We start from the raw sequence: 26,884 nt of genomic DNA, 5'->3' as shown, positions 1-26,884 counted from the left end.
GGGATTATCCAAAACCGCCAGTGAAGAGTGTGGAAGCTGGTTTCATACCCGCTTCCACTGTCAAAAAGGAATTTTGGTTATGACACAGACACTTCCAAGGTAATTGGCACTGCAGACAGAGCCTTTGAAACCGGGCAGCCCTCCTTGGCCTTATTCGCGATTTCGCTGAAGACGGCGTAATCGGCGCCTGGAACAGAACCACGGAGCGTCAAGGCGATTTCGGTGATCGCAAAACCCTCACCGACCTTGTCAAGGGTGACCACGGCCGTCGTATCGAGATCGGTCGCAGTATATCCGGCTTCTCCAAGCATTTTGGAGAGGGCCATCGTGAAGCAGGCTGCGTGAGCTGCACCGATCAACTCTTCTGGGTTCGTTCCCTTTACACCTTCAAAGCGAGTGTTGAACCCGTAAGGATGCGAACTAAGAGCGCCGCTCTCTGTCGATATTTCGCCCTTTCCGTCCTTGATGCCGCCCTTCCAGTGAGCCGAACCGTTCTTTTGTATAGCCATAGTAATGTTCTCCTTAGGTTTGATAAATTAGCTGACGCCGAGTGGCCGGCCGGTAGGTTTGTAATGCAGAAATTAAGACACGTCTCAGCTATCCAAAATGACGTGCAGCTAGGTAACCGCAGGCACTGGCTACGCCAGTCAGCATTGTCCCCCAAATGAGGTCGACGACACTCATCAACACTGGCCACCCGCGGATGGTGGAGAGGTTCGTCATATCGTAAGTGCCATAGGCGGCCAATCCAAGCACCGCTCCGTAACAAATGGCAACCCAAAGTGAGCCAGCTTCAAGTCCGGGAAGAACTGCGAGAATGACGATTGCCACCGCGAAAAACGCGTAGAAAATAGCCGCAACTGCAAAGTTCAATTTGGGAAGCATCAAGTGGCCAAGTTGGTCCCGATAAAAGTTCTTCGCTACAAAACCTAGCCAAATGGCATCTATCAAAAGAAAGGAAATCAGAGTTCCAGCGTAAGCAAGACCGATTAGCTTCATTCGTCGACATCCTGACAGGTTGTTTCAGCTACTAGAGAACACAACAGCGTCGGACTTGTTCCGGCTTCGTGGCGTCAACTCGGCAGTACGTTGAGTAACATGTGACTACCTCCAGTATTCACACCCTGACCCCACGAAATGTCGGCCTGTTCCGACCTTCTTCACCAAGTGGCGGGCGTTTTGTGACCTGAGGCGGACGATCTGCAGTCCAGGTCATCACACTTTTTTATGATGGTGCTTCCGCGGAGCTCCGCCCGGCCTGCAAATGCACGTTCGGCTAACAGGTTTTTTGATCCAGGCCTCGTGATGGAGAAGTGTCTTTGGGTGGTAGTCTATCTTGGCAATGTGGAGCCGGGAGAGTGGACGGATATTAACTTCCGAAGGCTGAAGTGGGGACATGATGTCGCTCGATTTGGCGCGGATGAAAAACTACTGGCTTTGATGCGGGTCCGTTTTCATCACGACAGATAGATCGACCCTCCCCTTGAAGGCCGGATAGCAAGCGGGGAATATCTCGCCTTGATGGGATCTGAGTTCACGATACCTACACGCACACTGTAGTCACTTGGACCAGGGATTGATCACCTTCAGCCCAGCAGCCTCGAAGAGGCTTGTGTCGCGAGTTGCAATCGCGAGGCCATTTGCTGCCGCCGTAGCTGCAATGTAGCCATCAGCGGTGCCAATCGCTTTCCCAGATACGCGAGCGCGCGCCATCAGCTCGGAATAAGACTGAGAAGTAGCCAGATCGAAGGAGAGGACGCGCTCGGAAAAGTGTGGCAGCACTTCACCCTCAAGGCGGTCGCGAAGGGTATTCTGCCGTTTCCCTAAAGGCATAGCAGCAATCCCGAAGCGAAGCTCAGCAACGGTTATTGTGGAGAGAAAAAGCGTTTCAATAGATTGTGCGTCCAACCAGGCAATTACTGCTTCGTCAGGAACAGGTTTCCAAGGCTCGGATACAACGTTGGTGTCCAGCAAGATCATTCAAAAGCCTTTGGTTCGGCAGGTGTCTTATCGCGACTTGTCTGTAGGACTTCAACGTCGCTGTCGGTAAGCTCGGCGTCGCGACCAATGGCCATCAACAAGGAACCGAGCTTAACACGTTCAGCGGGACGAACAGCGGCTTCAATAATGTCTCGGATCTCTGCTTCGGTGCTCCGGCCATGATGAGCAGCTCGCACCCGGAGTGCACGATGTGTTTCGTCAGAAAGGTTTCGAATGGTGACCGCAGGCATTGATATCACCTCCAGAAAAATGATTGCTTTGATGTCAATATATGTAGAGTGATGCCAAACTTCAAGGCGTTCCTTAACGAGGAGTGACACCATGTCTGTCTAAATTTAATGCGCTTGAGGGGACGTGAGCCCGCGTTCCCAGAGCCGATTGAGTTTTAGTCAATAATTTGGGCAAGCTGTCAGATCCGCAACGCGACAGGAGTTTCGACTTCCATGCCTACAGCCTCTTCGAATGGATGACGGTTGAGCACAATATTTGTTTCGCCCTTGAAAAAACGGCATATTCCCGGACCGAAAAGAACAAACTCGTCACGCACTTCGTGCATGCTGTAGGTCTCACCGGGTTTGAAACGGCCTATGGGAGCGCCGTAATTTCCATCTTCTGACGATGGACATCGGTCGCCTAAAGGAGCTGGCACAAAGGGATTTCTGTCCAATCGTAGCAGCGCGGCTTTCACCCAACTTGTGTCCAGTGAGGCCGCGCCACTGCGGCACTCACCCTTGGGCGACTGCCGGTCGCCGCAACGAGACGAATACGACCACCGCCGTTATGAGTGTGACGGCGGCCAGGCATAGCGTAAGCGTGCCAAACGCTTCACCGTAACTTGCGAGAAGTGTCGGTGGCGGAACCTCAGGAGCGAGCGCAGAAGCACCTCCAAAATTGCCCGTCGCAAGTCGCTCCGCAATTAGAGATGAAGTCGTTGGTTGCGAAACAATTTTCGAGACCTGGGACTGCGCTAAGCCGCTCAGCGGTGCAGTGACCAGCGCCAATGCGATGCCTTCGCAGATCTGGACGCTTCTATCCTACAGATGCACTCGCGCGATTACAGGCGTCCCTCGCAACTACCAGATGGCGGAACCTTGATTGTGGGCACAGGGCAATCTGGCGTGCAGATCATGGACGACTTTCATCTGGAAGGTCGTCCAGTGCACCTGGCAGTAGGCCCCGCTCCGCGCAGCCCGCGCAAATACCGCGGGCGCGACGCGACAGATTGGCTTTACGACGCCGGCACATATGCCGTCACGATCGATAGCCATCCCGATCCTGTAAAAGCGCTCACCCAGACGAACCATTACATGTCTGGCCGAGACGGTGGGAAGGAGATCGATCTGCGCAAATACGTCCTGGAGGGCGTTCGGCTATACGGATCGGTCGCGGGTGGTTCCGGCACAACGATCATGTTCCTGCCCGACCTCGAGAAGAACCTTGATGATGCTGATCAGAGCTACCTGGGTATACGCAAGCAGATCGATGCCTGGATCGCCACACACGCAATTAGTGCTCCAGAGGAGCCCCCATTTGAAAAGGTTTGGCGTCCCGCTCAAGAAATCACCGAAGTTGATCTGACGGAGGCAGGCATAACGTCGATCATTTGGGCGATCGGTTTCCGCCCGGATTATTCGTGGCTGAAGGTCGACTGCCTGGATCAGCGAGGCAAGCCGGTGTTCCGTCGCGGTGTAACCGATGCACCTGGTCTGTATTTTATTGGTCTTGGCTGGCTGAACACATGGGGCTCCGGCCGATTTCTTGGCATCGACGAGGACAGCCGGTATCTCGCCGAACAAATAGTAGCACTCCAAAAGAACAGGCTGGCTGCATGAGCACTGTTCAGCTCGCCAGGCACGAGGGGTCGGAGCTAATCGAATGCCACGTGCTAGGAATGGCGGAAATGGGCTACAGCGGCATTTCGGAGCAATGGCTCAAGCGACGCGCCGGTGATTTGCACTGGCGGCTCATCGCGCGCGCCACGGGACAGCGGGATGCTGTTTTCACTTGCTCAGAGGGCGCACCACTTTATGCGGCTTTTTGTGCGACCAGCTTGCAGCTCGTAAGACCTCATCTTCCCCATCTGGGCGGGGAGATGACACTGGCTGCGGATCTCTACCGCGTCGGCCACGGGCGTCTGGCGTCACTTATCCGCGTCACCGCTGGCGGCGATATTGTAGGCCGCATGATTTTGGTCTCGACCTTTGTGGGACGTTCCGAACCGCGGATCAACCGATCTGTCGTCCGGCGGAGCCCGCGAGCGCTAGCGATGCCGCCCGAGGCGCCCCTCACGGTTCGTCGCGTTGACGAGATGGCCTCGGCCGCCACGCGAGACATTCGCAACAACCATTTTAAAATCTCCGGGATGTCACAGACACAGATGGTCCTGCCGTGCCCGGCCACAGACTTCAATGCCGCCAGACTTCTTTATTTCCCGAGCTACAGCGCTTTAGCTGACCGGGGATTGTTCCAAGCAGGAGAGACGCATACCGGGATGATCGCCTCACGGAATGTAGTTTATCTAAGTAATGTAGAGCCGGGAGAATGGATGGAGATCAACTTCAAGAAGCTGCCTTCTGGGTATGAAGTCTTCCTGAACGGTCAAGACTGTCGACCTTTGGCGTTGATGCGCGTACGTTTTGACCGTGGGAACGACAGCTCTATAACCGCTTAACAACGCGACGCGGTCGAAAAGAAATGTCGGCTTCAAATGCTGATAGGGCAACTCATGCGATAACGTCTTGCTTAGTCTAGCTCTTGATGAGATTCGCACTTACGACCAATATGTTATAAATTCGGCGAAGTGGTTGGTTAGAAAGAATCTCCCGCCCAATCTTCATGGCCGTGCCGTATGCGGATGACGAATACGCTCCCGTCTTCAATGATGCGGTACACGACAAGGTGAGCTTTGAAAGGATGGATCCTGACAGGAGGAGAAATCTCATGGCGTTCGCGTGCCATTCTTGGGTTGGTGGCGATGAGCTCAAGCAAGGCAAAAAGCTCATCGTGATATTGTCTGGCGACTAGTGCTCCGAAGATGCGGATGCCTTCTTCTGCAATGGAAATAATATCCTCTTCCGCTTGGACAGATAGGCTAAATGGCATTAAGCGCGTCCGCGGCTGATGTCAGCTCGAGAAGTGGCTAAAGCAAACAACTCTTCCGTTGAACGGCTCCCAACTCCGCTTCTGATCCCGTCGTCGACAAATCGCTGCATCTCGGCAATCTTATCCGTACGCGCTTGGTCTCTGCGGATCAGGTCCCTGACATAATCGCTCGCATTCGAGTATCGACCAGTCTTGGCCTGTGCTTCAACCCAATCTTTCATGGGGTCTGGCAGGGATACATTCATCGTCGCCATTCGAGTCTCCTTAATGCCTCAACATACTCGCCGATGGCAAAGTTTGTCAAACTAATGATGAGGTCGCAATTACAGCTCTTGAACTGATTCGAACTGACGACCAGTGACAGTTCTTCTGATTTACATCAATTCTTCAATGGGTTACAAAATTACATGGTGTAATAGTGCATGTTCTCTACCTGCCACGGTTACGCCTCAGCCATGGGGAACATTTTAGGTGGTTCGCATATCTGCATCGGCTATCGTCCATGACCTTCCGGAGGGCCAGTCAGTTCCGGGATTTTCGATATTCGAGTAGTAGATTTATTTCGGAATTTCCCCCTATATAATTCAATTATTTCATTAAGATAGATGCTGAACTGCGGCCAATATTTGCATGAAATTTGGAAAAAATTGCATTCACGACCATATATCGTTATAGTGAGTGCAGGAGCTATCCCATGACGAAGTTGCAGGAACTGAAAAAGCATCTACGGTCCGGCAAGGTCTACCGTCGAGAGGATCTCGCCCAGTGGTCGTCGTCTGTTGATCGGCATCTTCGGCAGCTACTGGCAGAAGGGTACCTGACCAAGCTATCGACCGGCGTCTATCACAGGCCAAAACAGACTGCATTCGGCAAAGCCCCCGCGGAGGATGGCGCGCTCGTCGAGGCTTTCCTGAAGGATGACCGTTACCTCGTCACCTCACCTAATGCCTATAACAGCCTGGGTGTCGGCGCGACGCAGCTCTATAACAAGACCGTCGTCTATAACCATAAGCGCCATGGCAACTTCATGCTGGGCGGCCGAGAGTTCGAGTTCCGAAAAAAGCCAGCCTTCCCCAAAACCCTGACCAAAGAATTCCTGCTGGTCGACCTGGTCAACAATCTCGACCAGTTGGCCGAGGACCGCGATCAGGTGCTGGCCCGCGTGAAGGAACGTGCCCTGCAAGGCAATCGCACCGCCCTCACCCGTGCCGCCAAGGAATACGGTAAGGTGCGCACGCGGAAATTCTTCAACACCATCGCAGCGGATCCGCATGCCAGCTGATTTTCTCCATAGGCACAAGGATTTTGCTTCCCTGCTGCGCATCGTCGCGGACCAGATGAAGGTGCAGCCGGTGCTGGTCGAAAAAGACTATTGGATCATGCATTGCCTGTACGGTCTGCAGCAGTTGGAGATGGCGTTCGAGTTGAAGGGCGGCACTTCGCTCTCGAAAGGATACCGCATCATCAACCGCTTCTCGGAGGATATCGATATCCGTATCGAACCGCCGAAGGGGATGGAGGTAAAATACGGCCCCAATCACGACAAGGCGGCACATAGTGAAAGCCGCAAGGCCTTCTATGACTGGCTGGCCGAGACCATTACGATCGACGGTATCCAAAAAATAGAGCGCGATACCGAATTCGACAATGAAGCGTACCGCAGTGGCGGCATCCGCCTCTACTACCCCGAGACGACGGGCACGAAATCGGATCTCAAGGATGGCGTGTTGCTCGAAGCCGGGTTCGACACGGTGGCTCCCAATATCGATAAGGATATCAGCTCCTGGGCCTATGATTACGCTGCATCGCGCGTCGAGCTGATCGATAATCGTGCACTGGCCGTGCCCTGCTACGAGCCCGGCTACACGCTGGTCGAGAAGCTCCAGACCATCTCCACCAAATATCGCAAGCAGCACGAAACCGGCCAGTTCCCCGCCAATTTCCTCCGGCATTATTACGACGTCTACTGCCTGCTAGGCCAACTGGACGTGCAAGCTTTCGTCGGCTCGAACGCGTATGGTTCCCACAAGCAGAAGCGCTTCCCGAAGGCAGACAATCAGGACATCGGCAGCAATCCCGCGTTCAGCCTACCCGACCCAGCGACGTTCGGACTTTACGAGCGCGCTTACGAGTGAACGTCGGCGCTATATTATCATGGCCGGCCCACCCTGAGAGAGATCGTGGCCCGCATCACCTCATACGCAGATCGTCTTTGACAACACCGTTCCCGTTGGGCTGATCTTTATTGGATCAATTGGTACACGCGCCAAAGGGACGGCTTCGATTGTCCGGTGTATGGCGGAGTTCATATCGCGAATCCACAGTTGAACAAAGATCACAACTCAGGTCCACGCCATTGCCAAGCGACCTTTAGCCCCCCCCTTGATGGGCATCGAACCAGCTACTTAACTTTATTGATGGGTAGTCAATAATATCAATGTTCGCCTTCAGGAGTCATTCGCACCTCTGTCCAAACTATCGTCAACGAAGGTCACGTACCACGTTAGACTTCCTATCCGATTGGCGAGAGACAATGTTGCTGAGCGGGACAGCCAACAGCCGTTATGTGAACGAAACGGGAAAGCCGTGCATGATTTTCGCGGGCGAGCGTACAACTGCCCACACACGGTGACGATGCCTTATGAGTGCTCGGTAACTTGAGACGCGATTTTTTCTTGTCTGATGCCTCGACTATCCCGTAAGTCAATTCCTATGAGCTCTCATCAGTTTTGCCGGGACATCAGCATTGAACGTGGAGAACCTTTGCCGGGTTCGGGCGTGGCTGCAAATCGATATGCATTGTTACATTGGCCTCGCCGCCATTGGCGGGTTCCCAGAACGAAGTCCGCTGAAATGTCGGAAAATCTGTCGGAGGCAATTGTCAAAGCAAACGAGGCGGGTGTGCATGTTGCACTGGTTGACGGCGATGACATTGCATTGTCGGTCGACGGAAAGATGTTACACGTCGCATCTCAGGAACTGGCCGCAGAAAATTTACTAAAGGTCGCCGCCGGCGGGACACTGGATGGTGAGGCTGACGCGCGGATCACGATACTCTGTTGCACGGACAGCAAACAGGATCCCTGTTGTGCCAGATACGGATTTTCCACCTGGAAAGCATTGAAAGAAAAAGCCGATCCTGCCAATTTTCGAGTGCTGCAATCGACCCATCTGGGTGGTTGTCGGTTCGCGGCGACCCTTGTTGTTTTACCTGCAAGGCAGAGATATGGGCGGCTTGAACCACAAGCAGTCCCTGCATTTTTGGAGAGCCTATCCGGAGAAGTTCCATATCTACCGGCCTATCGCGGCAACCCGACGCTTGATGCAGCAAGACAGGTAGCAGAGCACACTGCGCTTACCTACGCAGTCGACGACGGAGTAACGGAGGTGACTTTACAGGAAAACGCGGAATTTTCGTGCGACACGGGAAACGAAGCTGAATTCATCGCTGTTGTGTCATCGCGCCGTCTGCGCGTTCGACTGGCTCGACATCCATTTGCGGTCAGTACCCGGTGCGATATCATCAAAGCGGGATCAAGCGATGAGGTTGACTGCTGGCAGGTTGTAACGGTGAACCCCATCGATTGATGATAGGTTTAGTGGGGTTGTGGTGCCTCATCGGTGTCGGCTTGCCGCTGCACTTCCCGCTCACCAATATGCGAAAAAAGTAACGTCGCGGATCCGATCAGGCCGTTCATCGTTTCGGCATAGCGGCTACGGTTAAGGTACAGGAACTGGCGGTTGCGGACTGCGAAGAGATTTTGCCATTGCGCGGTCGAGCGAAATGCCTTCGTCTCCGCTTCTTCATTCAGCATCTCTTCATAGGTGTCGATGATCACATCGCTGTCAAAATCGGACAACCGTTCCAGACTGTAGGGTATGTCGCGCGAGCTGTTGGTGTAGGCTGCAACGTGACCAAGACCGAAGTCTGAAATCACCTGCTCCATACCACCACGACCGATGATACGAAAACCATCGCGATAAATCTCCATTGGCGTAACAGTGATTGTTGCAGGATCTCTAACACGGCGTTTGAACGCGCTGACGATGCCTTGATACTCCATGCTCAACTCGTTGTAGCGTGCCTGCTTGCCAACGATATCTGCCAATTGTTCAGCATATTCGAGTATTCCGCTTTCGTGGACCGGCAAAAGAACCACTGGGGCAATCGACGACAGCTTATCGCGAAGGGCTGCGTGATAGGACAGGCCAACGATCAGGTCAGGCTTGAGGGCCGCGATAGTCTCGATATCAGGTGCCTGATGGGTGCCGACATAACGGATGGCGGACGTATCGAACCGTTGCGATGCGCCACGAATAACCGTTTCCTCAAATAGGCGCTTGCGGCCAGAAGAGCCGCAGGGTGTAACGCCAAACTCCAGCAATTGCGTGGTCAGGCTGAAATCATGCAAAGACACGACGCAGCGGGGTGACACAGGAATTTCTGTTTTTCCGAACTGGTTGGTGAACATCCTTGTCGGCTCACCTGCTTCAGCGAACGCGCCACTCACAAAACATAACAATGTTACAAATACTGCTGGCATTCTCATGAGATATGTCCTCTGCGCGAGAGCAGGAAAAGGAGATATGGTGCACCGATCACCGCCACGACCAATCCAGCCGGTATCTGCAACGGCGCGAACAGTGTTCGACCGATCGTGTCGCCAACCAGCACGATACAAGCGCCGACAAGGGCCGTTAAAGGTAACAGAAATCGATGGCGGTCCCCGACAAGAAGTCGGGATGCATGCGGCGCGAGAAGACCGATGAAACTCATCGTTCCAACATTGGCGACAGCGGAGGCGGTCAGCATCACACTCAGCAGCAATCCAACCAGGTGGAACCTGCCAATGTCCAGCCCCCGACTACCTGCGACTGCCTCACCAAGCTGGAAAAGATCGAAATGACGATAAAGCAGAACCACAGGCATACCTGATATCACCAGCCAGACAAATTGGCCGCGCACATTTGCCCAACCTGCATTACGAAGGCTGCCGGCCAGCCACAGCAGGGCAGATTCGACCTGATCGATGCGGCCATATGTTATCATTGTGTCGGACACTGCGCTCAAAATTGCAGTTATCCCGACGCCAACCAGAATTAGGCGTAAAGGATTTACGCCCCTATTCCAGGACAACACTGTTATCAGCAACGCAACCGAAACACCGCCAACGAAAGCTGCCAACGGATAGAACTCGACAGTCAGAGTCGATCTCCAGACGATCATGGCCAGAAGCACCGCTGTTCCCGCCCCGGCTTCGACCCCGACAAGACCGGGTGCGGCTAGAGAGTTACGGGTCAGCACCTGAAGCACAACGCCTGAAAGGGCCATCGCCATGCCAGATAAAATGGCAAGCAAGATACGAGGAAGACGTATTTCGTAGATGATGGTGCGCAGTATGCCAGTGTCGTCGCCGGTCAACAGGGTGGTGACCACGTCAGCCACCGTCATCGAATAACTGCCAAAAGTGATCGATAGAAAAGCAAACAAAAGCGTGAAAATGAAGACGAAAACGACGATGTTGCGCGCCTGCTTGTCCCTAAGGGTCGTACCTGAATTGTGAAGAGCAGAGATCATTTCAGCCTCCGCAATACCAGTGCAATGAATACCGGTGCACCAACCAACGCCGTAACAATTCCAGTGTTTAGTTCGAGCGGCCGTACGACAACGCGCGCGACAGTGTCGCCGATCACCACCATCAGAGCGCCGAGAAGTGGCGCGGCTACGACGAGAGTGCGATGATCGTTACCAAACAACAATCGGCCAACGTGCGGAGCGACCAGACCAACGAAGCCGATGGGTCCGGCGATTGCTACTGATGACGCGGAAAGCAGGACCGTTGACAGCAAAATGGACAGACGAAAACGCCCAATGTTCAGTCCAAGCAAGGATGCCTTGTGTGACCCCAGGCGATAAAGATTGAGACCAGGAATATTGAACACGGCGATGCCGCAGGCAAGAATGAGCAGAGGCAAGGTGTGCCATCTTGCCTCGCTGGTTTCGAACGCCAGCGAACCAACAAGCCAACGCCTGAGAGTATCAAGTCCTTGCTGATCCATCAAAAGAATGGTTGATGTCAAAGCGCTGAACAGTGCACTGATGACAACGCCGGAAAGGATAAGCCGCGCCCGATGTTGCTCTACCCCTGCATTGAGAAGAACAAAAGATGTCGCCACAACAGCGCCGGAAAATGCCAGAAGCGGGATCATCGCCAGCGTCATATTGGGCACAAGCAGCAACCCGCCAACCACAAAAAACGCAGCGCCGCTGTTGATGCCAAGCAGGCCCGGGTCCGCAAGCGGGTTTTCAGTCAGTCCTTGCAGCAATATACCGGCCAAACCCAATGCACCGCCAACGATCAGCGCACTGAAGAGACGCGGCATGCGCATATCGAGGACAATGTTGTGGAGTGGATTTGCGTAATCAGAAGACAACACGGCGTCCCATACGACATGCCATTCAAGCGCACGTGCCCCGAGTGCCAGATGCAACAATGCAGCGATGGCAAGAACAATCGTGAGTGCGGTAAAAGGGATTAAACGTCTGGCGGATAACATGTCCGCCGCCTAAGCCTGTTGCGCAGAAGGGATACAAATCATGTCCCCGGTCACGGTGTCCACCAACATTCTGGAACGCACGCCAAACACGGTTTCGATGTTGCCGTCGGTGAAAACCTGCGAGGTCTCCCCTTGCGCAACAATATGGCCGTCGCGCATCATGACAAGTTGATCCGCATATCGGGCCGCCTGATTGAGGTCATGGAGAATAGCGACAACCGTACGGCCAGCATTTCGCAGTACGGTCAGCAGATCAAGGAGGCTCAACTGATTGGCGACATCCAGGTAGGTGGTGGGTTCATCAAGCAGGACAATTGGTGCCTCCTGCGCCAGCGTCATAGCAATCCATGCGCGTTGCAGTTGGCCACCCGAGAGCGCTGAAAGCGGCCTGTCCAGCAATATTTCAACCTCACACAGCGATGCTGCGCGTTGAACAGCCTCCTCGTCCGCGTTTGACCATCTCCCCAGCCAGTTGCGCCAGGGAAAACGCCCTTGTACCAGCAATTCACGAACACTTATGCCGGTTGGCGTATGGGTTCTTTGCGGAAGAAATGACACGAGACGGGCAAAATCACGCTTCGGAAAGGACCAGACCTCTTTTGCTTCGAGGCGCACGCTACCCTTTTTAGGACGCACATTGCCGGCCATTGTGTCCAGTAGCGTCGATTTCCCTGAGCCGTTGGGACCGATCAAGGCAGTGAAGCAGCGTTCCTTGATCGTCAGGTTGATACCGCGCAGCGCATGCGTGTCACCGTGGTATACATTTAAATCATTAATCGAAAACATGCGTGCTATCCGCCGTCGGGTTCATGTCGACGAGACCAATATTCAGTTCCGGTTTGGCCACCTGTAACACCGGATCGCAAACCACACACAACGCTAAAAGTGTATTGAGACACTATAACGTTTTAACCAAAGTGCCTCACATGGTAGTGACGCCCATCTTTGTTGACCGCGACTGTCATGTTTCTGCGGCAAGGTCAAGACTATGGGGATTCAATGCGCCGACATCTCAAGAAATTCAGCACCACACGCCTGCTTTGCAACTCGGCTTTGATCCCGACAACTGCTTTGGCATGGGCCGTATTGTCAGCGGGTGGAGCCATCGCGCAGGATGGTCAGAGTGCAACCGTCCTGCAATCCATCGTCGTAGATGCCAAAGAAAACGCGACGGCACCAATCGATGGTTATGTCGCGCGCACGAGCAATAGCGCCACAAAAACCGACACCCCTATCCTTCAGACACCCCAGTCGCTGTCGGTGGTGTCTGCAACGGAAATAAAGGATCGCGACGCGCGCACCCTTGCCGATGTTCTTTCCTATACGCCCAGTTTTACCGCGCAACCACGTAGCTTCTCCCGTGTAGCTGACCGCTTTCGTATTAGGGGTTTTGATGTAGAGCCAGGCACGGGCGGCTTGTTGCGCGATGGAATGCGCCTGCAAAACAATTCCTATGACGGAACTCAGGAACCTTTCGGTTTAGAGCGCGTGGACGTTGTCCGCGGCGCATCCTCTGTTCTTTACGGCCAGCTTTCGCCCGGCGGATTTGTCAATGGAGTCAGCAAACGCCCGACCGACGAGCCGCTTCGTGAAATTGGCATTGAAGGCGGACTGCATAAGCGCAAACAGGTGACTGCTGATTTCAGTGACGCCCTGACCGATACATTATCCTATCGCCTCACCGTCATGGGACGGGATAGTGATACGCCGGTAAACCACATCAATGACGACCGTTTCTACATTGCGCCAGCTTTGGAATGGAGCCCTGACGACGATACAACGCTGTCGGTCCTCGGTTTCTACCAACGAAGCAGCACGCGGTTTCCAGCATCAATCCCGTACCAGATCATTGACGGTATAGGATCTGGCCCCTTCTTCCTGGGACGGGACACATTTATTGGCGAGCCCGGTTACGACGGAATGGAGAGCGACATGAGCGCTCTTGGCTACGAGTTCACGCATCGTTTTGATAATGATGTGAAGTTCTCATCAAAATCGCGCTACTATGAATCGGACCTTGATTGGCGCTATCTGATGGCCCAGACCGGTACTGCGGCCGTGAACCACGCGGCTGCGACCGGTATTCTGGCCCGGCAATACAGCGACCGCCAAGATCGCGCCAAGGGTTTTACACATGATATGAATGTTGCGTTTGACCAGGATACAGGCCCACTGTCACATTCCTTCGTCGTGGGATATGATTTTTATGACACATCCTATGACTCTGACAATTTCCGCGCAGCGGTTGGCTCGATCAATCTAAACAATCCGGTGTACGGAACACCCATTGTGGTGAACAAAAACCCTGCTCTCAATCGTGGTGGGAAAACCACGACCACGCAGCACGGAATTTATCTTCAGGATAATATCAACTTCTACGAACGCTGGAATGTGCTGCTAGGCTTGCGCCACGACTGGGCGGACCAGGAATTTAAAATCCATAGAACCGGACAAATCATTACCCGCGATACGCAGAAAACGACATGGCGTGCGGGACTGGTGTATGAGGCGGCCAATGGACTGGCACCTTACATCAGCTATTCGCAATCGTTCTTCCCCGTATCCGTTGGTGCTTTCACCAGCGATATAAATTTCGACCCCACCACTGGTGAACAGATTGAGGCCGGTATCCGTTATCAGCCGCTGGGAACCAACATGCTGTTCAGTGCAGCCGTCTATCAACTGACTCAGGATAATGTTGTTTCCGCCAATTTGGCCGGTGACCTCACACAGATTGGTCAGCAACGTGCACGGGGCCTGGAACTGGAAGCGAAAGCTGAGCTTACAGACTATCTCACTGTGGTTGGGTCATACGCCTATACGGACGCAAGAATTACCAAGAGCGAGGTCGCTGCAGAAATTGGTCGACGCAGCGAAAACACGCCTTATCACCAAGCCGCCTTGTGGATGACCTATGATCTTGCGCAACTGGGAGTCGAAGGTTTGAGTGTTGGCGGCGGTGTGCGTTACAAAGGAACAACCCGCGCTTCAGGTATCGATCATGGGATACCAGCCAATGCGGTTGTCGATGCGCTAGTCCGCTACGATGTCAACGAGAACGTGACACTTTCGGTCAACGCCACCAACCTGTTTGGAAAAGATTACGTCAATTGCGAGTTTTCCTCCTGCCAATATGGCGACGACAGGGAAGTCATGGCTTCCGTCCGGATCCGTTGGTAGCTATGATCGAACCTAAGAGGACAGCAACACCCGGTAACAGCTTCAAAGCGGCCCTGTCCTCACACAGGGCCGCTTTGAAATTTTGCCAGTATTGACAGGCCGCGCGATAATTCATCAAAAGAAGGACCGCCGAGACAAAGCCGTATCCCCGTCAACTTATCCTGGTGGTCCGCGCGCATTGCATCCGGTGGCGTGACGATAACCCCCATCATTTCGGCTGACAAAACAAATGCCTCCGCCTGTGTATGCGGCATTGGTATCCATGCATGAAACGCCGCAGGATTGGTGACGATCTTCCTGTCAGAAAACAGCGAAGCAGCAAGATGTGCTCTCCGGCTGGCTTCAGCTCGAAGCGATGCTCGCGTGGCTTCAACAACCCCGCTGCTGAACCATTCTTCAAGTAAAGAATAGTCCAGTGGCGATGCCGCCAATGGGATGATTTGCAGAGCTTCTTCCGCTGAAGCGACCCATTTTTCAGGCAGAACCAGAACGCCTAACCGAAGACCTGATGTCAGTGTTTTAGAAAGGCTGGTTACGTGGAAAACGGACTCTGGAGCCAATGTAACCAGAGGCGGATGGTCATGAGCGGACCCGATCGTATAGACGCCATCCTCTACGATTGGCACGTCACGCTGATGGCAAATCTCGATGATGTCTCGTCGGCGGCTAAGGCTCATCGTTGCGGTGGTCGGATTATGGAGAGAAGGCGTAAGGTAAACCAGCCTTCGCCGTCCCTGATTGCTTTCGTTGTCCAGAACCCGTGCCAAATCGTATGGGATCATGCCCTCTGCATCAATCTCCACACCTGCAATCGGATGCCCTCGGTGGCGGGCGAGCGCTAAGGCACCGGGATAACTCAGTCGCTCAGTGATGATAAGGCCTCTGCCACCGCACAAGGTGTCGAATGCCAGCCAAAGCGCCTGCTGGCCGCTTCCTGTCAGGATGATGCGGTTGGGCTCAACAAATATCCCGAGGCTTTCAAGCCATTTTCCAAAGATTCTTCGGTGCGCATCATGCCCGGCAAGTGGCGGCCTTAGTTGGACATGTTGTGTATCGATCTTGCGAGAGACCGTGGACAAGGTTCGCGCTAGCAATCGATCGCTCAACATCGGCGGGATGGTATTGACGGAAAAGTCGATGGTTGCCTGGCTTTGAGACTGCAATGTTGCAACAAAGGTTCCCCTTCCCTTGACGCTTCTTGCCAAACCACGCCGTTCCAACACCGCATAAGCCTTGGTCACGGTGCCAACACCAAGGCCCAGGGTCCATGCAAGCTCACGATGCGGCGGCAACCGGTCACCACCTGCCAATATTCCGGACAAGATGTCTTCTGAAAGGGCTTCCAGCAAGCGGGTTGAGGGATTACCATAACCGTCGTTAAGGCGGGCCTTCCAGGGAGATTTCAGGCGCATCAGTTTCTCGAGTTATCCATCACATGGTTGTCCGATGTCACCGATTAATGTCCACTCGTCAACACTCGGTTTGAACGCAACTGAACCCGTGTTTTTGGAATGCGATTAAATCTTGGCCCGGAACGTCGTGTTTTCGCTTCGCGCTCCAGATGAGTAGTCAATATTATCGATATTGCTTCGCTGATCGGTGATCAACGTTTGTCTGCTTCGCAGCGTCCCACAGTGATATGTCTTGAAACTTCTACGATCTTGGCGGGCATGTCCCTTTTGCGAAAAAATAAATTGATATCGTAATCGCTAAAGTCGTGCTGTTTGATCTATCGCACAGACGAGGAACTCGCGGTGCTACAGAGTGAATTCGTAACGTCATCTCCATCACGCAGCAGCAATTTTTCTGCTTTGAGTGGATTGAGCACGCAGCAATACGAAGTGAACTTCACACACTGTTCGGGCGAGGATTCCGGCGATGATAGCGAGGGTGACGAGATGGCAGAAAGGGGTGCGCATTCTTTGCGCTCTGGCCCTGCTTGCCATCGGTTTCGCCCATCGCGTACCAGTAGCCGATGCCGGTTACGTCGGCACTGAAATTTCCGCCTATATATTGCCCGACGGCAGTTTGCCGGATCTTTGCCACACTTTCACTCTCGACGAAGGACAGTCTCACCCCGACCGGCATGCCTTCGCCCCTGTTTGCGAGGTTTGCCGAATCTCGGTCGGCATCCTGCTACCGCAGCCGCTCGATATGACCGGCATTCCGTTCATCATTGACACCGACGAAGGGTTTGTGGCGGATACGGCGGAAGTGAGACCGCCAGTTCTTGTGGCGAGCGCCGCGCCGCGTGCACCACCTGTTAATGCCTGACCGCAAAAGAGGCGTGTCCCTGCGACAGCCCTAGGCCTTTGGGCCGGCAGACGGGTTTTTCTCTCCTTCTCCCCCCGCTGTCGGCTCAAGGTCGGCCACTGGCGCCGTTTTCCGGAACGGTCCCAGATTCCAGCCTTGTCCGCAGCACTCATATGCGGAGACGCGGCTGGATCGCAAGGGCTGGCAGGTGACACGAGTATTCCAGCCTAAAGGCAGCATGACAGATAAGCTCACTGGCGCCGGACCGCGTACCAGTGGCTGCCTCAGCATTCAGGATCATAAAATGCGTAGTTTCCTATGGCTGGCGCTTGCCAGCCTGTTTTCCGGCCTCGCCTTCCCAGCATTGGCCGATATTACTGTGAAAGACTTGCGGGACCGTGAAGTGACAATCCGCGAACCAGCAAAGCGCATCCTCCTCGGCTTCAACTATGAAGACTATATCGCAGTTGCTGGGCCAGGCGCGATGGACAAGGTCGTGGCACTCTCGCTGACACCTTGGAAAGACTGGCGACCCGAACAATATGCAGCCTATGTAAAGGCCGTGCCGTCAATTGCCGGTCTTATCAATGTGGGGGATACCGAAACCGGCACCTTTTCGGTGGAAAAGGCGATCGCGGCACGGCCCGATCTCGCCATTCTGGCGGCTTGGCAATATGATGCGCTAGGGGCCAACGCGGCTCAACTTGAGGCTGCTGGCATTCCCGTGATCGTCATTGATTACAATGCTCAAACTGTTGATAAACATGTGCGCTCGACATTAGTTCTTGGCCAAGTGACCGGCCAAAATGAACGGGCAGAACAACTGGCCAACGATTATCGCACCAAAATGGAGATTATTCTTGCGCGTGCCGCGAAGGCCGGGCCATCACCGAAAAAAGTTTATGTTGAACTCGGCAAAAAGGGTCCCGACGAGATCGGAAACACCTATGGCAAGGGCATGTGGGGTGGCGTCATCGACCAGTTGGGAGGCGTAAATATTGCTAAAGGGCAGATCGAGAACTGGGGTCCGCTCAGCCCGGAATACACACTTTCGGCCGCACCAGACATCGTCGTCATCACCGGCTCTGAATGGAGGGGCTCGCCCTCTGCCGTTCTGCTCGGCTTTGGTTCAGATGAGAGATTGGCGAACGAACGCCTTGGTGCCTATCTGAAGAGACCTGGCTGGTCCGATCTACCGGCTGTCCGCAACGGTGAGGTCCATGCCATCTATCACGGCGGAACAAGAACGCTCTCCGATTATGTTTACGTGCAATATCTCGCCAAGCTGCTTTACCCCGAAGCATTCAGCGATATCGATCCCGGCCAGGAGATTAGTCATTTTTACGAAAAATGGTTGCCGATTCCCGCAACGGGCGTATTTGTTCTGCGGCACCGCCAGTCCGGACAATGACCATGGTCATGACAACAACAGTGAGCGGTGTTCACTCCAGTTATGCCCGTGACGTGAAACGCCGCCTTTTCGCGGTTACCGGTTGCGCTGTCGGTCTTGCACTTCTGGTCATGCTTGATTTGACCAGCGGTCCCTCCGGTATGCCGCTTGCTGATCTCTGGCAGGCGCTGATAGCTGGACCCTATGGCCAGGACCGCACGGCGGCCACTATTTTGTGGCAACTGCGGATGCCGCAAACCGTTTTGGGCACGCTGGTCGGCATGTGCCTCGGCCTTGCCGGCCTGCAAATGCAGACCATCCTCGCTAACCCGCTTGCCAGTCCATTTACGCTAGGATTCTCCGCTGCGGCGGGTTTTGGTGCCGCCCTGGCCATCATGTTCGGCGCGTGGATTCCCGCACCGGCATTTCTGATAACGCCGATCTGCGCCTTCCTGATGACGTTGCTCGCCTGCGGCCTGGTTTACTCCATCGCCATCTTACGCGGTTCGCGGCCAGAGATTCTGGTTCTGGCGGGCATTGCCGTGCTGTTTTTCTTCCAGTCCATGCAATCACTGATGCAGTTTCTGGCCTCACCTGAGGTGTTGCAGCAGATCGTCTTCTGGCTCTTCGGCAGCCTTCTAAAAGCGACATGGATTAGCGTCCTCGTCGTCTTGGTCATTCTCGTTGCTTGCTTGCCGTTGCTAATGCGCTGCGCTTGGCAACTAACGACGCTGCGTCTTGGCGACGCCAATGCCGCAAGCCTCGGCATGGACGTGGATGCGTTTCGCAGGCGCAGCTTCGTGCTGGTCGCTGTGTTGACCGCCGCAGCCGTGTCCTTTGTCGGCACCATCGGTTTCGTCGGACTGATTGCGCCGCATGCGGCCCGCGCCGTTGTCGGGGAGGATCACCGATTTTCTCTCCCAGTTTCGGCTATGACTGGTGCGATCATTCTAATTGGCGCTTCTGTTTTCGGCAAAATCATCTCACCTGCGGCGGTTATTCCCGTCGGGATTATCACGGCTGTGGCAGGCGTGCCGATCCTGTTCGCGGTCATTGCCAGACGCGGCCGAGGAGACATCTCATGAGGGAAGGACTAGTCTTGGAAGCCGTTGATGTTTGGCGCGGAAAGACGCCGATCATCCAATCGGTGTCCACAGGCATTGCGCGCGGCCAAATCGCGGCCCTGATCGGACCGAACGGCGCGGGAAAATCGACACTCCTCGGGGCGATTGCCGGTCACCTCGCATTCAGCGGCGGCATAGCGTGGAATGGCCGTCGTCCTGAGGCCAGCAAGCTTGGCTTCATGCCACAATATTGTACCGTACTTTCATCGCTATCAGTGCTGGAGGTCCTGCTGCTCGGCAGGCGCGAAGAACTCGGCTGGCAGGTGAGCGGCTCAGACCTCGACGCTGCGGCAGCAACACTCGAGTCATTCGGCTTGCAGGGCCTCGAGACCCGGGCGATGAACACGCTTTCGGGCGGGCAGCAACAGCTTGTACTTCTGGCGCAGCGCCTGATGCGCGAACCGGAGCTGCTCATCCTTGACGAAGCCACAAGCGCCCTCGACCTGCGCCACCAGGTGCGTGTCCTGGAACTGCTATCCGCCTATGTGGCGAGAACCGGCGCGCTGGTTCTGATGGCGATGCACGACCTCAATCTTGCGGCGCGACACACGCAACATCTGCTTTTGCTGAGAAAAGGCAAGCTGGTGGCTTGCGGTACCCATGATGTGGTGCTTTGCAGCGATAATATTCGCGACACCTACCGCATTGAGGCAAACATCGTCCTCTCAGACGGCTTTCCAGTCATCGTACCGGTTGGATCTCTATGAGAACCTGAGACCTGCGCGCTCAAGCGCGCAGGTAGACTTCAACATTGCGTAGCGACGCGCGCTGTGTTTCCACGTCCGCCTTATCTGTAAGGCTAAAGGCGGTCGATAGCGCATCGGCCGTAGCCGCATCCTCAGCTACCACGGAAACACGCGAATAACGGCGCGCGCTCAGGCCCGTGCGCGGATCCAGGATATGGCGGAAATTTCCAGCGGGGTCGAACTGGAAACCCGCGCCTGCCGAGGTAGCCACGGCACGATCGGTGATTTCGAGCACAGTATCAGGGTAGGCTGCATCTTCGGATTGCGCGAGACCAACACGCCACGGCGCGCCTTGCGCGTTGGCGCCGATGGCTCGGTTTTCGCCCATATCCACAAGGCTGCTAGTCACACCAGCATCACGCAGCAGGGCAACGATGCGGTCGGTAATGTAGCCTTGAGCTATACCGTTCAGCGTCAGCGCCATGCCGCGCTGCCCGAGTGCAACCCTGTTCGCGTCGAAATGCACCCTTTCGAAGCCTACCAGCGATAACGCTTTTTTTAGTTCAACCGCAGACGGGCCAGCAGGATCGGCATCCTCGACCGAGAAGTGCCGGGCGTGCAGTAGCCAGAGCGGCTGTATCGTTGGATCAAAGCACCCGTCTCCAAGTCTATGGAATGTGCGGCATAATTCCAGCACTTCGACCATTTCAGAAGGCGGTGCCGCCAGAGCGCCAGCGCGATTGAGCTCGTTTAGTGCCGATCCAGGCCTAAAGAGGCTGAAAATACCTTCAAGACGCGCCACTTCTGCCACAACCCCACGCAGCAGGCGTTTCGCTTCTGTGGGATTTTCATGGTTGAGGACAAGCGTTGTCGGCGCGCCAAGAGCCTGCCCATGCCAGACAACAGGCGAACCAGAAGCTAGGCCCTTGCCAGGCAGCAGCGGCAGCCCTGCGAAAGCGGCCATTAACTTGAGCAAGCGCCGGCGGCCGGGTCTTTTATCCATGATCATGCGCTCCTTCCGGAAGAGTATCGTCCGCTGTTTCCTCTGCTGCGCCGAGAATGTAACCTTCAGGCAGGTCGTTGAATGTTACAACTTCGCCGCCGTTCTTGGCGACGAATTGCCGGGCAGCAGCCTCCTCCGAAAAGGGCACCGCTTCCTCCGAGCCCATCCCACCACGAAGGGAACTGCCGATCACGAAGAAGGCTTTGCGTGCGTCGATCCAGTTATCCGCGCCGGGCTTTTCCCAGCTTGCAGCCTTACCCATATCGGACACGTAAATTGCCGCGATTTCCTTCGGTTCGTCCGGCAGCATTGTGAAGGCCACTGCGTCACGCGCCGAAGAAAACCATATGGCCTCTGGTATTTGTTGCAGGATGACCTGACCCTTGGGTCCCGAATGTTCAAGCACGTTCATGCCGCAGTATCGGCCCATCGCCTCGGCGGTGAGGGAAAAGGGCGGCGGCATTTCCGTATGGGTCTGCTTTTCGCAACCGGCAAGCTGCAGCGACGCTGCAAGAATAAGGGATAATGTGATCTGTCTCATATGTCCCTCCTTGAGAAATACAGTGAAGCCAAAGCGAGCGGCATGACCGTCCAGGCACAAAGAGCGGCGAGCAGAATCTCGTTGGTGAGGATGGAGGTTTTGGCAAGTCCGCCCATGCCAGAGAGGGCCGCCGCGCCGCCGCTTCCGAGATTGAGGAGCCGATAAGCATCCGTCGGGTTTGCCAGCAGCAGCACATCCAGCAATCCCGCGGGCAACGCGCGGCCCTGCGCGGCTACCAGTCCGCCAAGGAGGGCCATGTCGTAGATGAGCACAAAAAACAGCCAGATGCCGATGGCAATGCCGCCTGCGGTGCTTCGTTCCGCTGAAAGCACGCTGACCAGGTAGCCAATCGCGACGAATATTGCCCCAAGCAATATGGAGGACGTGGTCATAAAAAAGAATGACAGCCACACGTCAAATCCGGCGCCCCCCCCCAACAGAGTGAGCGCAACGGCCGCCGTTCCGTATCCGCAAGTGGTAGCAAAGGAGAGGATGGCTATGTGGCCCACAAACTTGCCGAACACAATCTGGCTGCGACCAACCGGATATGCAAGCAGCAACAACATAGTACCACGCTCAACCTCACCCACGATCGCATCATGGGAAATGATAAGAGCGATCAGAGGCACGAGAAAAATAGTCAGACTGGAGAGGCTGACGATCACCACGTCCATGCGGCTGGCACCGACATTGCCTGTCGGAGCGCTACCGATAAACGTCAGTGTTAAAGCAAGCGTTGCCAGTAGCATTGTCGTGGCAAGCACCCAGCGATTGCGCATGCCTTCACGGATTTCCTTTGCAGCGATGATCAGAATATTGTTCATGTCGCAGCCTCCTGGCTGTTCAGGAAATGAGCGTAAAGGTCATCCAGCGTCGGCTCGATGACGGTCAGGCTGTCAATACCTACGTCAGGGTCGCTGAGACGATGCAGCATCGGCAACCTTTCGCAATGCGCTACCTCCATTTCATATGACCCTTCACCAGTCGGCAGCCATTGTTTCCCATGACAAGCAAACGAGACGGGGTGCTCCCCGGCAAGTGGACGCACCCGGATTCGTGACGGCAGACTGGCGATGCGTCGCAGATCGTCCAGCGTCCCATCCGCGATCCGCAGACCGCGATTGACGATGATGACGCGTCCCGCCCGATCCTCCAGTTCGCCGAGCGCATGCGACGATAGAAGCACCGTCGCGCCCCCTGTGCGCAACTCGTTGACAAGCGTATAAAAATTGCGCCGCAGCGCTGGGTCGAGGCCACTGGTTGGCTCGTCTAGCAGCAGAACACGGGGTGCACCGAGCAATGCTTGGGCAAGCCCGAGCCTTTGCCGCATGCCTTTAGAATATGTTCGGATAGGCCGATCGGCGGCGCTGGCAGTCAGGCCGACGCGCTCGAACAACCTGGCAGCGGATTGCATATCAACTCGTTTAAGACGGGCGTAAAACGCAAGCGTTTCCCGCCCGGTCAATGCCAGATGAAACGACACACTTTCCGGCAGGTAGCCCAGTACTTTTCGTACGCCGAAATTGCCGCTCGCGGGATCCTCGCCCAAAACTTGTACATCACCCGAGGTCGGACGTATCAGCCCGAGCAGCAGTTTGATCAGCGTCGTTTTTCCAGCGCCGTTGTGACCGACAAGCGCTACCGTCTCGCCTTCATGCAGGTCGAATGTCAGCTCGCGCAAGGCATCGACCTTTCCGCCATATCTCTTCGTCACGTTCCTGACGCTAACGGTTATAGTCATGATTTTGGCTCCGTGGGAGACTGGTGGGATGGAACTGGAGGTGACATCAGCGGATGGCTGTCGGTCACCCCGCCCGGCAAAAGGGCTGGAAACCGCGCCTGCGCCCAGCGCACGACCTGCACGGCAGGGCTGCTGATCAGTACGCGCGCCTGTGGCGTGGTCCAAAGCACACGGTCAATCAGGTCGTTCGGGCGATAGGGATTGTCGGCTATGCCGTCGCCATCAAGATCGAAGGCGGGGTTATCGCTCCAATAGTTCCCACGGCCGTTTTCCGACCAGTCAACGTAACGCGTGCCGACATATTTTACCTGGTTGCGATTGGCGATGAAGGCGTTGCCGCTCATCAGGTTGCCTTCGGAGCCGGCGGTAAAATGGATGCCTATATCGCAGCCCTCGAAACGATTGTCGCGCAACCTGTTGCGGTTGGCGTTGTAGATAAAGACGCATTTTTCGGGGCCGGGCCGCGTTCCAGAGGTATCCGCCGCGGACTGGTCATCGTCTGTCGGCAAACCATGTTCCTGCGAGCGGACACCGCGTTCGCTCCAGCGAGATACCGGCTGCATGGAACCCAGCACTGTGTTGCCGGTGATAACCGAACTATTGGTGTAGTTCAGCAAAAGGCCGTGGTCCCGGTCACCATCCGAAATGTTTCCGATAATCTTTAGTCGGCTCGAGAACATGATCGCATATCCCACCGAGTTGCCGGTGGAAACATTGTTGCTGATTTCGCTGTCGTTTGTGTACATGTAATGGATAGCGAACCGAAGATTGCTGAACCGGTTGCCGCTGAACACATTGCGTTTGCTGGCATTGGTGGCGATGCCGTCGCGACCGAAACTGATATCATTCCCGGTGACGCGCGCACCAGGCGCATTCCAAATTGTAATGCCGTTGCCTGTTTCGCTTAAACGCCCCGCGCCTGTACCAATAATGACATTGTCGCGCGCGACTGAATCGTTCGCGCCGTGCAGATAAATGCCATACAGATTTTTTTCAAAACGGCTCTTTTCGACGATGGTTCGCTTAGCGGTGCGGGCAACGAAGACGCCCGAATTCATATCCTCAAGCGAATCGCCGGAGCCGGATACGATGATCCCGCTAAAGATCACGTCCTCGGCAGTGATCGTGACGACGCTGCCCTGACCCGTGCCGCGAATGGCAGCACCTGCCTCGCCGCGTATCTTGAGCGACTTTCCAATCGTTACCGGCCCGGTATATTCGCCGCTTTCCAGCACCAACTCGTCGCCCGGCCGGGCATCGTCGATGGCCTGTTGAAGTGTAGAGATCGCGACAGGAGACAGGCGGAGGGTTTCCGCGCTCGCCAGGCCGGGGATGATGGCGGTTATCGCCACCATCCCCCATCTCGCCGCATCATGGAGTTGCGTCATGCCTTTTTCGGCTCCACCAGCATGCGGCCCTTCATTTCCATATGCATGGCATGGCAGAACCAGGAGCAATAGTACCACCACACACCTGGCTTATCGGCCTTGAATGTGACGGACGCGGTGGCCTGCGGCGCCACTTCCATGTTGATGCCGTAGTTTATAATCGAGAAGCCGTGGGTGAGGTCTTCGACCTCATCGATATTTGTGACGTAGACTGTCACCTCATCGCCCTGTTTGACGGTAAAGCTCTCCAGACCGAAGGCCGGGGCCGCTGATGTCATGTAAACGCGAACCTTATCGCCGTCTCGAATGACTTCGGAATCCATCAGCAAATCAATGTTGTCGGCCTTCGCTTGGGCTACAGCATCGGCAAAGAAGCTGTCCTCGCGGCTCCAGAGGCTCACCGGGTTGATCTTCGAATTGTGAACGATCGTGGCGTCGTGCGGTTCGGCGAATGTTGGATTATCGTGAACGAGAACCATTTCGTCGCCGGAAATATCGATCAACTGATCATTTTCTGGTTTAAGCGGACCGACGTTTAAATACCGGTCCTTGGAGAACTTGTTCAACGAGATCAGCCATTTGCCGTCGGCTTCTTTGGTCTGGCCCATGGATGTGTGGTTGTGTCCGGGCTGGTACTGCACATCGAGCTTCTGGCGGATGGGGTTTACTTTCTCGCCCTTGTAGGCACTTTTCGCATCCTCAAGATTCCACTTGCAAATCTGACTGTCGATGAACAGCGTCGTATAGCAATTGCCGCGCCCGTCGTAGGCCGTATGAAGTGGGCCCAGCCCGAGTTCCGGTTCCGCAACAACGGTATCGCGCGGCTTGATCTTATCATCGAACAGGTCGTCGAACAGCCGGACGTCGAAGACAGTAACTGTTGGAGACAGCTTGCCGGCGGCAACGATATGGATGCCATCCGGCGCAGTGTTCATGCCGTGCGGGCCATTGGAAACTGGAATGTAGCGTGTGAATTGCGAGCCATGGCGCCCGTCGACCACCGGCACACCGCCCATTTCCTTGAACTCGCCCTTAGCGACAGCTTCCTCAATGCGTTTCAGGTTGAAGACGACGATCCAATCCTGATCCTTCGCCATCATTTCCTCAAGGTTCACACCTTCTTCGGAATTGTAGCAGGTAGCGAAGGCATATTTGCCTTGGTAGTCGGCATCAACGTTATCCAGATTGCCGTCGACCATCACCTGCCAGGCGACTTTCATCGTGTCGCCATCAATGGCCGAGAAGATTGCATGATACTGCTTGTGGTCATCGAGGATGGAACCGTCATTTGGGATCGGCACCCGATCCTCACCATTGGCGAAGACATAACCAGTGCGTGGATATTTCTGCACCCGCAGGCCATGAACCGTGTGTTGGTTCGGAAGCTGAATGATCTTATCGCATTTCATAACGTCGAGACGGATGCGGCAAACGCGTGTATTCGCTTTGTCATTGGCAAAGAGGTAGCGGCCATCATAGGTGCCATCCGTGAAGGAAGGATGCGGGTGGTGCAGGTCGCCGTTGAGGTAAATCCCGCCCTTGTCTTTCAGAAATTCTTTGGTTTCAGGCAATAGCCCTTCCGTCAGGATTTTGCGGCTTTCGTTCGTCTGTCCCCAACCCGTGGCGCTGTCGCGATTAAATACCGGAATGCGCATAAGCTCACGCATCGACGGCAGGCCTAAAATGCGAAGCTCCCCGCTCTGTCCACCCGAGACGAAGACGTAATACTCGTCAAGTTCTCCCGGCTTGACCTCAAAGGATTGACCTCCTGCGGCGAGTGCCGGTGCTGCCGTAATGCTGGAAATCGCAAGCGCGCCGCCGACTGTTGTCGCGCCCGCGACAGCAGCAACTGCCGTGGAGCCGAGCAACTGACGTCTGCTAAGGCCATTTTCGGTATTTGTATCTGACATGTGTTCT

General features: G+C 55.0%; 28 protein-coding genes. 10 read left to right on the top strand and 18 right to left on the bottom strand.

What is annotated here, in order from left to right:
• Positions 1-77: 77 nt before the first annotated feature.
• The 5 genes from ACZ5FM_RS22610 to ACZ5FM_RS22590 all read right to left on the bottom strand — a co-directional run bounded on the left by ACZ5FM_RS22610 (position 78) and on the right by ACZ5FM_RS22590 (position 2,689).
• A complete protein-coding gene (locus ACZ5FM_RS22610) occupies positions 78-509 on the bottom strand; it encodes an OsmC family protein (protein ID WP_312951369.1) in 432 nt (143 codons plus the stop codon).
• An 88-nt stretch (positions 510-597) separates the two neighbouring features.
• Positions 598-999 (bottom strand): DUF2177 family protein, encoded by a 402-nt coding sequence (locus ACZ5FM_RS22605; protein WP_250983808.1) that lies wholly within the window; start codon positions 997-999, stop codon positions 598-600.
• Positions 1,000-1,560: 561 nt separating this feature from the next.
• Positions 1,561-1,980: a PIN domain-containing protein gene (locus ACZ5FM_RS22600; protein WP_464041319.1), complete on the bottom strand. Its 420-nt coding sequence runs from the start codon at positions 1,978-1,980 to the stop codon at positions 1,561-1,563.
• Positions 1,977-2,231 (bottom strand): FitA-like ribbon-helix-helix domain-containing protein, encoded by a 255-nt coding sequence (locus ACZ5FM_RS22595; RefSeq protein WP_464041318.1) that lies wholly within the window; start codon positions 2,229-2,231, stop codon positions 1,977-1,979. Before ACZ5FM_RS22595 ends, ACZ5FM_RS22600 begins: the two co-directional genes overlap by 4 nt.
• A gap of 179 nt (positions 2,232-2,410) precedes the next feature.
• On the bottom strand, positions 2,411-2,689 hold the full coding sequence (locus tag ACZ5FM_RS22590; RefSeq protein WP_464041317.1) for a hypothetical protein: 279 nt from the start codon (positions 2,687-2,689) through the stop codon (positions 2,411-2,413).
• A 439-nt stretch (positions 2,690-3,128) separates the two neighbouring features.
• On the opposite strand from ACZ5FM_RS22590, the gene ACZ5FM_RS22585 reads away from it, so the two are divergent.
• Together ACZ5FM_RS22585 and ACZ5FM_RS22580 are read left to right on the top strand one after the other, a co-directional pair.
• Positions 3,129-3,833 (top strand): hypothetical protein, encoded by a 705-nt coding sequence (locus tag ACZ5FM_RS22585; RefSeq protein WP_464041316.1) that lies wholly within the window; start codon positions 3,129-3,131, stop codon positions 3,831-3,833.
• On the top strand, positions 3,830-4,672 hold the full coding sequence (locus ACZ5FM_RS22580; protein WP_464041315.1) for a Pnap_2097 family protein: 843 nt from the start codon (positions 3,830-3,832) through the stop codon (positions 4,670-4,672). The genes ACZ5FM_RS22585 and ACZ5FM_RS22580 overlap by 4 nt, the downstream gene beginning before the upstream one ends.
• A gap of 137 nt (positions 4,673-4,809) precedes the next feature.
• On the opposite strand, the gene ACZ5FM_RS22575 is transcribed toward ACZ5FM_RS22580, so the two are convergent.
• Both ACZ5FM_RS22575 and ACZ5FM_RS22570 read right to left on the bottom strand, forming a co-directional pair.
• A complete protein-coding gene (locus tag ACZ5FM_RS22575; RefSeq protein ID WP_312948978.1) occupies positions 4,810-5,103 on the bottom strand; it encodes a type II toxin-antitoxin system RelE/ParE family toxin in 294 nt (97 codons plus the stop codon).
• Positions 5,103-5,357 carry a type II toxin-antitoxin system ParD family antitoxin gene (locus ACZ5FM_RS22570; RefSeq protein WP_013637268.1) on the bottom strand — a complete coding sequence of 85 codons (255 nt, stop codon included), beginning with the start codon at positions 5,355-5,357 and terminating at the stop codon, positions 5,103-5,105. The genes ACZ5FM_RS22575 and ACZ5FM_RS22570 overlap by 1 nt, the downstream gene beginning before the upstream one ends.
• 440 nt (positions 5,358-5,797) lie before the next feature.
• Between ACZ5FM_RS22570 and ACZ5FM_RS22565 the strand changes: the two genes are divergently transcribed.
• The 3 genes from ACZ5FM_RS22565 to ACZ5FM_RS22555 all read left to right on the top strand — a co-directional run bounded on the left by ACZ5FM_RS22565 (position 5,798) and on the right by ACZ5FM_RS22555 (position 8,691).
• Positions 5,798-6,385: a hypothetical protein gene (locus ACZ5FM_RS22565; RefSeq protein ID WP_464041314.1), complete on the top strand. Its 588-nt coding sequence runs from the start codon at positions 5,798-5,800 to the stop codon at positions 6,383-6,385.
• On the top strand, positions 6,375-7,238 hold the full coding sequence (locus ACZ5FM_RS22560) for a nucleotidyl transferase AbiEii/AbiGii toxin family protein (RefSeq protein WP_464041313.1): 864 nt from the start codon (positions 6,375-6,377) through the stop codon (positions 7,236-7,238). Before ACZ5FM_RS22565 ends, ACZ5FM_RS22560 begins: the two co-directional genes overlap by 11 nt.
• A gap of 718 nt (positions 7,239-7,956) precedes the next feature.
• Complete coding sequence (locus ACZ5FM_RS22555) at positions 7,957-8,691, top strand: sucrase ferredoxin (protein ID WP_464041312.1); 735 nt, start codon at positions 7,957-7,959, stop codon at positions 8,689-8,691.
• A gap of 8 nt (positions 8,692-8,699) precedes the next feature.
• Here the strand turns inward: ACZ5FM_RS22555 and ACZ5FM_RS22550 are convergent, their stop codons facing one another.
• Genes ACZ5FM_RS22550 through ACZ5FM_RS22535 form a run of 4 tightly spaced genes read right to left on the bottom strand, consistent with a single transcriptional unit; the run spans position 8,700 to position 12,447 of the window.
• The gene (locus tag ACZ5FM_RS22550) at positions 8,700-9,653 is read right to left on the bottom strand and encodes an ABC transporter substrate-binding protein (RefSeq protein WP_312948986.1); all 954 of its coding nucleotides are present in this window, start codon (positions 9,651-9,653) and stop codon (positions 8,700-8,702) included.
• Positions 9,650-10,681, bottom strand: coding sequence for a FecCD family ABC transporter permease (locus tag ACZ5FM_RS22545; protein ID WP_312948988.1), 1,032 nt, complete (start codon positions 10,679-10,681; stop codon positions 9,650-9,652). The genes ACZ5FM_RS22550 and ACZ5FM_RS22545 overlap by 4 nt, the downstream gene beginning before the upstream one ends.
• Positions 10,678-11,661, bottom strand: a complete 984-nt coding sequence (locus ACZ5FM_RS22540; RefSeq protein WP_464041311.1) for a FecCD family ABC transporter permease — start codon at positions 11,659-11,661, stop codon at positions 10,678-10,680. Before ACZ5FM_RS22540 ends, ACZ5FM_RS22545 begins: the two co-directional genes overlap by 4 nt.
• 9 nt (positions 11,662-11,670) lie before the next feature.
• Positions 11,671-12,447 (bottom strand): ABC transporter ATP-binding protein, encoded by a 777-nt coding sequence (locus ACZ5FM_RS22535; protein ID WP_312948992.1) that lies wholly within the window; start codon positions 12,445-12,447, stop codon positions 11,671-11,673.
• A 213-nt stretch (positions 12,448-12,660) separates the two neighbouring features.
• Between ACZ5FM_RS22535 and ACZ5FM_RS22530 the strand changes: the two genes are divergently transcribed.
• Positions 12,661-14,841 carry a TonB-dependent siderophore receptor gene (locus ACZ5FM_RS22530; RefSeq protein WP_464041310.1) on the top strand — a complete coding sequence of 727 codons (2,181 nt, stop codon included), beginning with the start codon at positions 12,661-12,663 and terminating at the stop codon, positions 14,839-14,841.
• A 59-nt stretch (positions 14,842-14,900) separates the two neighbouring features.
• Here ACZ5FM_RS22530 and ACZ5FM_RS22525 read toward each other — a convergent pair whose 3' ends face one another.
• Positions 14,901-16,253: an aminotransferase-like domain-containing protein gene (locus tag ACZ5FM_RS22525; RefSeq protein WP_464041309.1), complete on the bottom strand. Its 1,353-nt coding sequence runs from the start codon at positions 16,251-16,253 to the stop codon at positions 14,901-14,903.
• Between the two features lie 466 nt (positions 16,254-16,719).
• Here ACZ5FM_RS22525 and ACZ5FM_RS22520 point away from each other — a divergent pair, with 466 nt between their 5' ends.
• The 4 genes from ACZ5FM_RS22520 to ACZ5FM_RS22505 all read left to right on the top strand — a co-directional run bounded on the left by ACZ5FM_RS22520 (position 16,720) and on the right by ACZ5FM_RS22505 (position 20,315).
• Entirely contained in the window at positions 16,720-17,115 is a 396-nt protein-coding gene (locus ACZ5FM_RS22520) for a hypothetical protein (RefSeq protein WP_312948998.1), read from the top strand.
• A 283-nt stretch (positions 17,116-17,398) separates the two neighbouring features.
• On the top strand, positions 17,399-18,505 hold the full coding sequence (locus ACZ5FM_RS22515; RefSeq protein WP_464041308.1) for an ABC transporter substrate-binding protein: 1,107 nt from the start codon (positions 17,399-17,401) through the stop codon (positions 18,503-18,505).
• 2 nt (positions 18,506-18,507) lie between these two features.
• Complete coding sequence (locus ACZ5FM_RS22510; protein WP_464041307.1) at positions 18,508-19,569, top strand: FecCD family ABC transporter permease; 1,062 nt, start codon at positions 18,508-18,510, stop codon at positions 19,567-19,569.
• A complete protein-coding gene (locus ACZ5FM_RS22505; RefSeq protein WP_464041306.1) occupies positions 19,566-20,315 on the top strand; it encodes an ABC transporter ATP-binding protein in 750 nt (249 codons plus the stop codon). The genes ACZ5FM_RS22510 and ACZ5FM_RS22505 overlap by 4 nt, the downstream gene beginning before the upstream one ends.
• Positions 20,316-20,334: 19 nt before the next feature.
• On the opposite strand, the gene ACZ5FM_RS22500 is transcribed toward ACZ5FM_RS22505, so the two are convergent.
• The 6 genes from ACZ5FM_RS22500 to nosZ are packed head-to-tail and all read right to left on the bottom strand — an operon-like array spanning position 20,335 to position 26,877.
• Positions 20,335-21,297 carry an FAD:protein FMN transferase gene (locus ACZ5FM_RS22500; RefSeq protein ID WP_312949006.1) on the bottom strand — a complete coding sequence of 321 codons (963 nt, stop codon included), beginning with the start codon at positions 21,295-21,297 and terminating at the stop codon, positions 20,335-20,337.
• Entirely contained in the window at positions 21,290-21,838 is a 549-nt protein-coding gene (locus ACZ5FM_RS22495) for a nitrous oxide reductase accessory protein NosL (RefSeq protein ID WP_464041305.1), read from the bottom strand. Before ACZ5FM_RS22495 ends, ACZ5FM_RS22500 begins: the two co-directional genes overlap by 8 nt.
• The gene (locus tag ACZ5FM_RS22490) at positions 21,835-22,662 is read right to left on the bottom strand and encodes an ABC transporter permease (protein WP_464041304.1); all 828 of its coding nucleotides are present in this window, start codon (positions 22,660-22,662) and stop codon (positions 21,835-21,837) included. The genes ACZ5FM_RS22495 and ACZ5FM_RS22490 overlap by 4 nt, the downstream gene beginning before the upstream one ends.
• Positions 22,659-23,579 (bottom strand): ABC transporter ATP-binding protein, encoded by a 921-nt coding sequence (locus tag ACZ5FM_RS22485; RefSeq protein WP_464041303.1) that lies wholly within the window; start codon positions 23,577-23,579, stop codon positions 22,659-22,661. The genes ACZ5FM_RS22490 and ACZ5FM_RS22485 overlap by 4 nt, the downstream gene beginning before the upstream one ends.
• Positions 23,576-24,967, bottom strand: a complete 1,392-nt coding sequence (locus tag ACZ5FM_RS22480) for a nitrous oxide reductase family maturation protein NosD (RefSeq protein ID WP_464041302.1) — start codon at positions 24,965-24,967, stop codon at positions 23,576-23,578. The genes ACZ5FM_RS22485 and ACZ5FM_RS22480 overlap by 4 nt, the downstream gene beginning before the upstream one ends.
• A complete protein-coding gene (gene nosZ, locus ACZ5FM_RS22475) occupies positions 24,964-26,877 on the bottom strand; it encodes a TAT-dependent nitrous-oxide reductase (protein ID WP_312949016.1) in 1,914 nt (637 codons plus the stop codon). The genes ACZ5FM_RS22480 and nosZ overlap by 4 nt, the downstream gene beginning before the upstream one ends.
• Positions 26,878-26,884: the final 7 nt, after the last annotated feature.

The sequence above is a fragment of the Agrobacterium sp. 5Ca50 genome, from assembly GCF_055381905.1.
The sequence above is the reverse complement of the archived record's forward strand: the minus strand, read 5'-3'. Positions and strand labels throughout refer to the sequence as shown.

Excerpts from the sequence above, each read along its gene's own strand:
- ACZ5FM_RS22610 (WP_312951369.1), bottom strand. The coding sequence starts at position 509 with ATGGCTATACAAAAGAACGGTTCGGCTCACTGGAAGGGCGGCATCAAG.
- ACZ5FM_RS22605 (WP_250983808.1), bottom strand. The coding sequence starts at position 999 with ATGAAGCTAATCGGTCTTGCTTACGCTGGAACTCTGATTTCCTTTCTT.
- ACZ5FM_RS22600 (WP_464041319.1), bottom strand. The coding sequence starts at position 1,980 with ATGATCTTGCTGGACACCAACGTTGTATCCGAGCCTTGGAAACCTGTT.
- ACZ5FM_RS22595 (WP_464041318.1), bottom strand. The coding sequence starts at position 2,231 with ATGCCTGCGGTCACCATTCGAAACCTTTCTGACGAAACACATCGTGCA.
- ACZ5FM_RS22585 (WP_464041316.1), top strand. The coding sequence starts at position 3,129 with ATGGACGACTTTCATCTGGAAGGTCGTCCAGTGCACCTGGCAGTAGGC.
- ACZ5FM_RS22580 (WP_464041315.1), top strand. The coding sequence starts at position 3,830 with ATGAGCACTGTTCAGCTCGCCAGGCACGAGGGGTCGGAGCTAATCGAA.
- ACZ5FM_RS22575 (WP_312948978.1), bottom strand. The coding sequence starts at position 5,103 with ATGCCATTTAGCCTATCTGTCCAAGCGGAAGAGGATATTATTTCCATT.
- ACZ5FM_RS22570 (WP_013637268.1), bottom strand. The coding sequence starts at position 5,357 with ATGGCGACGATGAATGTATCCCTGCCAGACCCCATGAAAGATTGGGTT.
- ACZ5FM_RS22565 (WP_464041314.1), top strand. The coding sequence starts at position 5,798 with ATGACGAAGTTGCAGGAACTGAAAAAGCATCTACGGTCCGGCAAGGTC.
- ACZ5FM_RS22560 (WP_464041313.1), top strand. The coding sequence starts at position 6,375 with ATGCCAGCTGATTTTCTCCATAGGCACAAGGATTTTGCTTCCCTGCTG.
- ACZ5FM_RS22555 (WP_464041312.1), top strand. The coding sequence starts at position 7,957 with ATGTCGGAAAATCTGTCGGAGGCAATTGTCAAAGCAAACGAGGCGGGT.
- ACZ5FM_RS22550 (WP_312948986.1), bottom strand. The coding sequence starts at position 9,653 with ATGAGAATGCCAGCAGTATTTGTAACATTGTTATGTTTTGTGAGTGGC.
- ACZ5FM_RS22545 (WP_312948988.1), bottom strand. The coding sequence starts at position 10,681 with ATGATCTCTGCTCTTCACAATTCAGGTACGACCCTTAGGGACAAGCAG.
- ACZ5FM_RS22540 (WP_464041311.1), bottom strand. The coding sequence starts at position 11,661 with ATGTTATCCGCCAGACGTTTAATCCCTTTTACCGCACTCACGATTGTT.
- ACZ5FM_RS22535 (WP_312948992.1), bottom strand. The coding sequence starts at position 12,447 with ATGTTTTCGATTAATGATTTAAATGTATACCACGGTGACACGCATGCG.
- ACZ5FM_RS22530 (WP_464041310.1), top strand. The coding sequence starts at position 12,661 with ATGCGCCGACATCTCAAGAAATTCAGCACCACACGCCTGCTTTGCAAC.
- ACZ5FM_RS22525 (WP_464041309.1), bottom strand. The coding sequence starts at position 16,253 with ATGCGCCTGAAATCTCCCTGGAAGGCCCGCCTTAACGACGGTTATGGT.
- ACZ5FM_RS22520 (WP_312948998.1), top strand. The coding sequence starts at position 16,720 with ATGATAGCGAGGGTGACGAGATGGCAGAAAGGGGTGCGCATTCTTTGC.
- ACZ5FM_RS22515 (WP_464041308.1), top strand. The coding sequence starts at position 17,399 with ATGCGTAGTTTCCTATGGCTGGCGCTTGCCAGCCTGTTTTCCGGCCTC.
- ACZ5FM_RS22510 (WP_464041307.1), top strand. The coding sequence starts at position 18,508 with ATGGTCATGACAACAACAGTGAGCGGTGTTCACTCCAGTTATGCCCGT.
- ACZ5FM_RS22505 (WP_464041306.1), top strand. The coding sequence starts at position 19,566 with ATGAGGGAAGGACTAGTCTTGGAAGCCGTTGATGTTTGGCGCGGAAAG.
- ACZ5FM_RS22500 (WP_312949006.1), bottom strand. The coding sequence starts at position 21,297 with ATGGATAAAAGACCCGGCCGCCGGCGCTTGCTCAAGTTAATGGCCGCT.
- ACZ5FM_RS22495 (WP_464041305.1), bottom strand. The coding sequence starts at position 21,838 with ATGAGACAGATCACATTATCCCTTATTCTTGCAGCGTCGCTGCAGCTT.
- ACZ5FM_RS22490 (WP_464041304.1), bottom strand. The coding sequence starts at position 22,662 with ATGAACAATATTCTGATCATCGCTGCAAAGGAAATCCGTGAAGGCATG.
- ACZ5FM_RS22485 (WP_464041303.1), bottom strand. The coding sequence starts at position 23,579 with ATGACTATAACCGTTAGCGTCAGGAACGTGACGAAGAGATATGGCGGA.
- ACZ5FM_RS22480 (WP_464041302.1), bottom strand. The coding sequence starts at position 24,967 with ATGACGCAACTCCATGATGCGGCGAGATGGGGGATGGTGGCGATAACC.
- nosZ (WP_312949016.1), bottom strand. The coding sequence starts at position 26,877 with ATGTCAGATACAAATACCGAAAATGGCCTTAGCAGACGTCAGTTGCTC.